We start from the raw sequence: 8,222 nt of genomic DNA on the forward strand, positions 1-8,222 counted from the left end.
AAAACCCCGCCGGTGAGGGCGGGGCTTCCATTCAGTCCGGATTTCCGACGGGAGGCACACCGGGAGCTCCCGGTTTGAAGTTCTCGCGTTGATCGGGGTTTTCATCCGGTTGAGGCGTATCCCCCCTTACCCCGGCTTTCGAGGTCTCCTCGCGCGCCTGCTCTTGCAAGCTGTCGAGGTTTTGCGGGTCTTCAGATTGGCCAGCGTTCGGGTTGTTGACTGCGTCAGTCATGATGTCTCCCTTTCGATTGCTACCCAAGGATAAGGCCTCGCGCTGGCGAAGGTTCGAAAGCGCGCCCGAGTGACCAAAAGCGTGCACCGCCTTATTTTTCGAAAGCTATTTTCGCCGACTTTATGCGGGCCAGCAGGGCTTTGCGACGCGCATCGTGCTGGCGCTGGGCCTGCGTCAGCTTGCGCTCGAGCTCGGCCTGTTTGCGTGTGATCTCCGACAATAGTTCGTCGTGGGATTGATCAAGCGCCGTAAGCGCGTCTTGCGCATCGGCGAGCTTCTGCAAAGCCTTTGCCGACGGGACTTTAGGCTTCGGCTTCGGCTTCGGCTTCGGCTTTGGCTTTGGCTTTGGCTTTGGCCTTGGCTCCGGCTCAGGCTCAGGCTCAGGCGATCTTTCAGCCGGCGGATCCTTTAGCCAGACCACCGGATCAGGAACTTCTATTCCCAGTGACCGCTCGACAATCTCGTCCGGCTTGGCCTTCGCGATTTCCGAAACGGGACTATTAGGCACTTCGCGTGCGTGTCCGCTGGCGAACAAATCTTGCCGCGTTCCCCACGCTTTGAGAGCCTTCGGTCGCGAAGTGGTCGCGACGGTGTAAACCTGCAGGCCGTCAGACCATTCGAAAACCTTGAGCCTCGGTGCCATCAATCAGGGCGCTTGAAAGGAGGGCTTTCATATTCACGCGCCGTGTCAGGTTCGGCGACTCCCGCAGGAGAGGGCTCGGTACCTGCCGCCTCTTCGATCTTCCTGATCTGGGTGGCGTCATCGTCCGGTTCGGGCGGGGAATAGTTTTCACCCGGAATCGCTACCGGCTTTGCGCTAATGTTTACCTGACCAACACCGCGCGTTTGATCGCCGGGTTCTCCGTTCACAAGCGTGTTAATCCCGATCTTTGTGGGTTGGTTGTTGCCATCCACCAGAACGTCTTTTGTGTCTTGGGGCGAGTGATCGACCTTACCCGGTACGTGCCAATCGGTATCCTTTGGATCTTTGCCGGTAGCGGACATGACATGCTCCTTTTTTAGAGCAATGCGCCGCGGGCGTTAGACGTTCCTAATGTCCCGCGTTGGATGGATCGGAGATACCTGACGGCCCTGCATCATCGACTAGGGCGTGATAGCCGCATGCTTTATACAGGATACTGCCTTTCGCAGTTCGCGTGACTGGCTTTCTCTATCGCCGAACAAGGCGATAGCCGGATCAATATCGACCGCAATCTTTGCAGTCGCTTCTCCTGCGCGTCCCACACAGTTCCAGACCAGTTTCGCGCCCTGTTCCTCGACCCAGATGACAACAGGTGCCCCCGCATTTGGGGCATCCTTATCCAGTCGTTCTGCGACGCACGACGCATAGGGGCCAGCTTCCACACAGGACTGTAGTGACGAGCGCGAGAGTTCCAGCGGCCGGTCAAAATACGCTTCGTGACTGACCATGAAGGCACTGAGGGCTGCACTACGTGCCCGCGCTTCGGCAGAAGCGCCTACGATCAGGATGTTATAGGTCGGGGGGATAGAAGCCTGGGCCGACTGGAAGGTGCAGCCGAGCGCGACGGCGACCAATGCTGCCCACGATGCTTTGCGACGTTTGCCTGAAATCAGTGACATCAGTTCGTATCCCGAGGCTCACTCGCGAGGTCCGCATTCGAGCCAGCAGGCAACTTATATAACGACGTTACAGATCATCAAAGTGGGAGAGAGACGCGGCAAAACACGTGGTGCGTAGGGCTGCTCGCTGCCTCTGCATGGAAATGGGTATGAATGCGAGTGTTTCAAGAACTGTTCAAAACCCCAATTTTTTGACTGACTGAGGGTATTAACGGGGAGGATCAACCATGACCGACGCAGCTGCGACACCTTTCAAACAGGCCTTCTTTCATGGGACACGGGCCGGTCTGAAGGCCGGTGATCTTATGGTTGCGGGACAGCAATCCAACTACGGCGACCGTCACCATGCAGGCTGGATCTATTTTACCGCGACACTGGACGCGGCAATCTGGGGCGCGGAACTGGCGCAAGGCGATCTGCCCGCCCTCATCTATGTCGTAGAGCCCACCGGCGAATGGGAGAACGATCCGAACCTCACCGACCAGAAATTTCCCGGCAACCCCAGTCAGTCCTTCCGATCACGAGAGGGCCTGCGGGTCATCGGTGAAGTCGTGGGATGGAGCGGCCATCCGCAAGACCAAGTGGCCGCGATGCAGGCCCACCTGATCGAACTGGAGAAGGCCGGAATACGGGCGATGGACGACTGAGCCCAATGGTCAGTTGCGGCACCCGGTTCGATATGTTTCCTTCATCGGGATTTTCGGAGGGGAATTTTGACCACAGTTCCGGCAAACGCCACCAGAGCCCACTTCAGCCACAAGCTGAAGGTCTATTTCTTTTTCTACGGTGCCTTGTCGCTGGCCATCACCATTATCGGCATCGTCCTGTTGCCGATCTGGGCACTGGTCGGTGTGTGGTGGGCCAAGCGATACTATCGCGGCCTGCGGCTCTATGTCACCGACCGTAGTATCGTGATTGCCAAGGGGGTCTTCTTCAAACAAGAGCTGACCATTCCGCTGGACAAGATCCAGGACATTTCGATCCGCGAAGGGCCGCTGCTGGCGAAATTCGGCCTGCTGGGCCTGCGTATCGAAACGGCGGGGCAACGCAACGCCACCACCGGCAAGTCGGAAGCCGACCTTATTGGCGTGGAAAACGCCCGACAGGTCCGCGACCTCATCCTTGAGCGCCGTGATACTCTGGCTGCCCAAGAGCGGCCCCAGCCTATACCGAACAATGACAGCGCCCTGACGCTGTTGTTGGATATCCGCGACAGCCTGCACCGCATCGAGAGCAAGCTGGGCTAAGGCCCCTCGACCAATACCCAAAGGCCCGACCGTCTAACGACAGTCGGGCCTTTTCATTGATAGTCACGCGCCACTCTCTTCGATCAAAAGCGCAGCCGTGCGGTTTCGCTTGATGTCCCCACTGCCTATGTTGGGACCTCAACCGACTAGAAATGCCCAATGTCCTATATTGCCCGTGATGATCGCCCCGCCGACAAGGCCGAACGCTATGCCGAAGTCGAGGCCGAAATCCTCGCCGTACTGGATGGCGAAGCTAACCTAACAGCCAAGATGGCGACCGTATCGTCTATGCTTTCGGACGCGTTTGGAGCCTTCTTCTGGACGGGCTTCTATGTAGTCGATCCTTTGAAGGACGATGAACTGGTCGTCGGCCCGTATCAGGGCACGCTGGGTTGTCTTCGTATCCCGTTTACGCGCGGCGTTTGCGGCGCAGCGGCGCTACAGGGCAAGACCCAACTGGTCGAGGACGTCCACGCCTTTGAAGGCCACATCGCCTGCGACAGCCGTTCACAGAGCGAAATAGTGGTGCCTGTTTTCGATGCCGAAAATAAGTTGATTGCTGTGCTGGATGTCGACGCAACCGAGAAAGCCGCATTTGATGCCACTGACCGGGAATGGCTTGAGCGCCTGATGGCCAAGGTTTTCGCGGGCACCTGAGTTCTCGTCCTCAGCACACACGACATAACTAACATAATTCGTCGAACGTCGGATTATTAAGTTTGATCGATGTAAACAGGCCCATTACGGTCCAGCTTGATTCAAAGCTTGGGCTTAATGGGAACTCATAACCTGCGCGATTAAAGATCAATCACTGTTCATCCCCCTGATTGAAGACAATCATCCTGCGGGCCGCTCCTACAATGGCGTATTCCATCCCGCCAAACGGTGCTCGTGCTGCGGCTACGTCAGGTTCGAAGTGCCCAGCGCCGAAGACCTTGATCAGTTCTACAATCACGAATACCCGCAGGCCTCGGCATTCTGGTACAATGTCGAAACCGACTATGCGCCCTGGAAAACAGAGGTCCGGTCCAGCCGCGTTATCGATATCCTCAATACATACGGGATTGAGCGCGGAGCCAGTGTCCACGAGTTCGGCTGCGCCTTTGGCGGCACAGTCCATGCACTGAACCAAAAGGGTTATGACGCAAGCGGTACAGAGCTGAACCGCGAAGCTGTCGAAAAGGGCCGCGCGAACGGGAACGACAAAATCTTCGCCCAGAGCGCCCTAGACTATCTCGATGGTCTGCCTGAGAAGCCGAAGGCCATCTATTCCTACCACGCTCTTGAGCACTTCACCGATCCGTTCGCCTTCCTGCGTGACCTGCGCGAGCGTCTGGACCCGAACGGTATTATCATTTCGTTCCTGCCGAACTCGGCTGCCTTGTTCGCATTGGTCTACGGCTACACTCGGTATGTGTGGTTCAATTATCCCGAGCACATCCACATGTTCTCGCCCGGCTCAGCGGCCGCGCTGGCAGAGGTGACAGGCTTCGATCTGTTGTCGGTCTTTACGTCCGAGTTCGGGATCGAGCCGGAAGCTACGGCCAAGGCCACCGACACAGGGTCTCCCGCCTCCGCCCTCTTGAAGGCCCAGTCCCGCGAGCATTTTGGCGAAGAACTGGTTATCGTCATGACCCCGCGCGGCAGCACCCTGACAACCCAGCACCGGATCAAACACCGCGAGGCACTGATTCACTCGTTGAAGCAGTCTTTTGTCGAGACGGACGCGCTGGACTTGATGGTCGGAGAATTGTCCAATCCCTGGGCCTAAACTATGCTCGGGGAAATGATTGTATGCGTATCGGGGTTGATTTCGGCGGCACTAAGATCGAGGCGGCAGCCATAGATGATGCAGGTGGTTTTGCCGCCCGCATCCGACGCCCCAACCCCGGCAGTTATGATAGCGCGCTGGCTGTCGTTTCAGAATTGGTCGCCGAGGTTGAAGGGAGCGTCGGCGCGACAAGGGCTATCGGAATCGCAATCCCCGGTTCGCCCTCGCCGCTGACGGGCCTGATCCGTAACGCCAACAGCCAGTATCTGAATGGCCGCCCGTTTCAGGCTGACTTGCAACAGCATCTAGGGCGACCGGTCCGACTGGCCAATGATGCCAACTGTCTTGCCCTTTCTGAAGCGGTGGACGGCGCGGGCGAAGGCCACGCTTCTGTCTATGCTGTTATCCTCGGAACGGGATGCGGTGCTGGTCTGGTGATCGACGGGCAACTGGTTGAGGGTCGTCACGGCGTTGCCGCCGAAATGGGTCACAATCCCCTGCCATGGGCGACCATTGATGAAGTGCCCGGCCCCGCATGCTGGTGTGGGCAATCGAACTGTCTGGAGACGTGGATTTCCGGCAGCGGCTTCGCCCGCGCCCACCATACCGCGACAGGCCGCGACTGGACCTGCGAACAGATTGTCGAGGCCATGCGCGCAGGCGATGCCCAAGCCATTGAACAGGTGAACCTGCTACGCGACCGCGTGGCCCGCGCATTGGCCAGTGTAGTCAATCTGGTCGATCCCGAAATCATCGTGCTGGGCGGTGGGTTGTCGAACATCCCCGAGCTTTACGAAGGCTTGGACAAAGCCATCGCTGCCCGCGTCTTTTCGGACATCTGGAACGCCGCCGTCGTGCCCGCCCGCTGGGGCGACAGCTCCGGCGTGCGCGGCGCGGCGAGACTTTGGGAATAGCGCTCGCTATTGTCGGGCGAACCTGATTTTTCCAGCGAGTCGTCGATGAAAGTCCGCAGCGTCCTCTACCTGCCTGCCAGCAATGCCCGCGCCATTGAAAAGGCGCGCACGTTGGATTGCGACGTCGCCGTGCTGGACCTTGAGGATGCTGTCGCCCCCGAAGCCAAGATCGAGGCGCGCAGCGCCGCCGTCGAGGCCGCCAAGGCGGGTGGCTTCAAGCCGAAACTGGCCGTGCGCATCAATGCACTGGATACGGAATGGGCCGAGGGCGATCTTCTGGCCCTGAAAGATGCACCCGTCGATCTGGTCGTCGCACCCAAGATCGAGAACGAGCAGCAGATTAAGGCCATCAGCGACATCCTGCGCCTCGACCAACGCCTGTGGGCCATGATCGAGACGCCCGCAGCCCTGATCGACCTGAAAGACATTGCGTCGGCGGGCGGTGTGCTGTCGGGCCTGATGCTGGGCTTGAACGATCTGGCGAAAGAGCTGAAGAACGGCTCGAGCCCCGATCGTGAACCATTCAAGCCATGGCTGGCCTCTGTTGTCGCGCATGCACGCGCCAACAGACTGGTCGCCATCGACGGCGTCTTCAACCGCATCAAGGACGAGGACGGATTTGCCGCCGAGGCCGCCCAAGGTCGGCTATATGGCTTTGACGGAAAGAGCCTGATCCACCCGTCCCAGATCGCGCCCGCCAATGCCGCCTTTGGTCCCTCGCCCGCGGAGGTGGAATGGGCGCAGAAGGTGGTCTCCGCCTTTACCGCGCCAGAGGCCGAAGGGCTGGGCGTCATCCGCGTCGAGGGCGAGATGGTCGAGCGTCTGCATCTGGAACAGGCCCGGCAACTGCTCGCTGACCTCTGATTGCCCACAGGTCGCCGCTGGCACCATCTGGCGCACGCCCCTAGCCCCGCCTAGACATAACCCATGATCGAAAACGCCCCCGCATCCACAACGCGCCGCCAGACGGCATGGGTCTGTGCGCCGGGGGTGTTGAAGGTGCCGCATCTGGCAACCTTCCTTGCCGACTATGAGATCCGCAAACTGCCGTCCGCCGATGTGGATGTAGTGATCGGCTGGGGGATGAAGCCGTCCGCCAACGTCGGGCGCAAATGGGCGGTCAAGAACAACAAGCCTTATGTCGCCCTGGAAGACGGCTTTCTGCGTTCCGTCGGTCTGGGCGAGAGCGGTGCCACCAGCCTCAGCGTCGTCGTCGATGATCTCGGCATCTATTACGATGCCACCCGCCCCAGCCGTCTGGAAGCCCTGCTCGAGACCGCGCCCCAGTGGTGCGACGGAACCATGGCTGCCCGCGCCCGGGCCTTGGCCGATCGCATGGTCGAGAGCCGTATCTCCAAAACCAATATGGGCGAGCCGCTGGACGTATCCGTGCTGGAAAATCGCCCCCGCGTGCTGGTGGTGGACCAGACCTATGGCGATGCCTCCATCGCCTATGGCCTCGCCAGCGAAGCGCGCTTTGCCGAGATGCTGGACGCTGCACGTGCGGAAAATCCGGACGCGCAGATCATCGTCAAGCGCCATCCTGCTGTAGCTGCGGGCCGCAAACAGGGCTGCATCCCCGCCGACAAGCTGTCAGGTACGACGCTAATCGACACCGATGTGCGCCCCGCTGAACTGCTCGACGCCGTTGATGCCGTTTACGTCGTGACCTCGGCGCTAGGGTTCGAAGCCCTGTTGCGCGGTAAGCGCGTCACATGTTTCGGTGCGCCCTTCTATTCCGGCTGGGGCCTGACGCAGGACAAGGTACTTACAGGCCGCCGTGGCCAGCCGCGTACCGTCGAGCAAGTCGTGGCCGCAGCCGTGATCCGCTACACCCGCTATGTCGATCCGGTGACGGGCCAGCCGTGCGAGGCCGAGGCTGCGCTGGAACGTCTGATCAGCCTTCGCGACCGTGCAGACCGCCTGTCGGGCCACTGGTCCGCCGTCGGCTTTGCACCCGCCAAACGCCCGCCGGTGCGACGCCTGCTAAACAGCCCCAAGGGCACCGTCCGCTATTTCTGGCGCTCCAGTTCGGCCCTCGCCGATGCCCGCGCCAATAACGGCAAGCTGATCTGGTGGGCCGGCAAGGAGAACCCGATCATCCGCGCCGCCGCAGACGCCTATGACGGACCGACCGTGCGTATGGAGGACGGCTTCATCCGCTCGCGGGGGCTGGGATCGGACTTCTTCGGGGCACTGTCGGTCGCTCTGGATGACGAGGGCGTCTATTACGACCCGCGCAGCCGCAGCCGTCTGGAAACCTTCATCGCCACCAATCAACTGACCCCGCGCCAGTTGGAGCGCGCCCGCTGCCTACGCGAAAAAGTCGTCGGTGCGGGCCTGTCGAAGTACAATATCAAAGGCAGCGCCCTTCCCGACCACTGGCCGGGGGACAAACCGATCCTGCTGGTCGTGGGGCAGGTCGAGAACGACAAGTCCATCCTGACCGGCTGCGG

At 60.1% G+C, this 8,222-nt stretch carries 11 protein-coding genes; 7 read left to right on the forward strand and 4 right to left on the reverse strand.

Features of this window, described 5'->3' with window-relative positions:
* Window positions 1–31: 31 nt before the first annotated feature.
* From OB03_RS12700 to OB03_RS12715, 4 genes are all read right to left on the reverse strand, one after another.
* Window positions 32–232 (reverse strand): hypothetical protein, encoded by a 201-nt coding sequence (locus OB03_RS12700; protein ID WP_461344391.1) that lies wholly within the window; start codon window positions 230–232, stop codon window positions 32–34.
* Window positions 233–323: 91 nt separating this feature from the next.
* Window positions 324–740: a hypothetical protein gene (locus OB03_RS12705; RefSeq protein ID WP_461344392.1), complete on the reverse strand. Its 417-nt coding sequence runs from the start codon at window positions 738–740 to the stop codon at window positions 324–326.
* 134 nt (window positions 741–874) lie between these two features.
* Window positions 875–1,237: a hypothetical protein gene (locus tag OB03_RS12710; protein ID WP_461344393.1), complete on the reverse strand. Its 363-nt coding sequence runs from the start codon at window positions 1,235–1,237 to the stop codon at window positions 875–877.
* Window positions 1,238–1,336: 99 nt separating this feature from the next.
* Entirely contained in the window at window positions 1,337–1,834 is a 498-nt protein-coding gene (locus OB03_RS12715) for a hypothetical protein (RefSeq protein WP_461344394.1), read from the reverse strand.
* Window positions 1,835–2,061: 227 nt separating this feature from the next.
* On the opposite strand from OB03_RS12715, the gene arr reads away from it, so the two are divergent.
* From arr to OB03_RS12750, 7 genes are all read left to right on the forward strand, one after another.
* Window positions 2,062–2,481 carry an NAD(+)--rifampin ADP-ribosyltransferase gene (gene arr / locus OB03_RS12720; RefSeq protein ID WP_461344395.1) on the forward strand — a complete coding sequence of 140 codons (420 nt, stop codon included), beginning with the start codon at window positions 2,062–2,064 and terminating at the stop codon, window positions 2,479–2,481.
* A 66-nt stretch (window positions 2,482–2,547) separates the two neighbouring features.
* Window positions 2,548–3,081, forward strand: a complete 534-nt coding sequence (locus OB03_RS12725) for a PH domain-containing protein (protein ID WP_242913822.1) — start codon at window positions 2,548–2,550, stop codon at window positions 3,079–3,081.
* A gap of 159 nt (window positions 3,082–3,240) precedes the next feature.
* On the forward strand, window positions 3,241–3,738 hold the full coding sequence (locus OB03_RS12730) for a GAF domain-containing protein (RefSeq protein ID WP_242913821.1): 498 nt from the start codon (window positions 3,241–3,243) through the stop codon (window positions 3,736–3,738).
* 259 nt (window positions 3,739–3,997) lie between these two features.
* The gene (locus OB03_RS12735; protein ID WP_242913820.1) at window positions 3,998–4,852 is read left to right on the forward strand and encodes a class I SAM-dependent methyltransferase; all 855 of its coding nucleotides are present in this window, start codon (window positions 3,998–4,000) and stop codon (window positions 4,850–4,852) included.
* 23 nt (window positions 4,853–4,875) lie between these two features.
* Window positions 4,876–5,766, forward strand: coding sequence for an ROK family protein (locus OB03_RS12740; RefSeq protein WP_461344396.1), 891 nt, complete (start codon window positions 4,876–4,878; stop codon window positions 5,764–5,766).
* Window positions 5,767–5,811: 45 nt separating this feature from the next.
* On the forward strand, window positions 5,812–6,630 hold the full coding sequence (locus OB03_RS12745; RefSeq protein WP_461344397.1) for an HpcH/HpaI aldolase/citrate lyase family protein: 819 nt from the start codon (window positions 5,812–5,814) through the stop codon (window positions 6,628–6,630).
* 63 nt (window positions 6,631–6,693) lie between these two features.
* The coding region (locus OB03_RS12750; protein ID WP_461344398.1) for a capsular polysaccharide biosynthesis protein at window positions 6,694–8,222 on the forward strand (1,529 nt) is incomplete at its 3' end.

This window comes from Brevundimonas sp. GN22 (assembly GCF_054824005.1).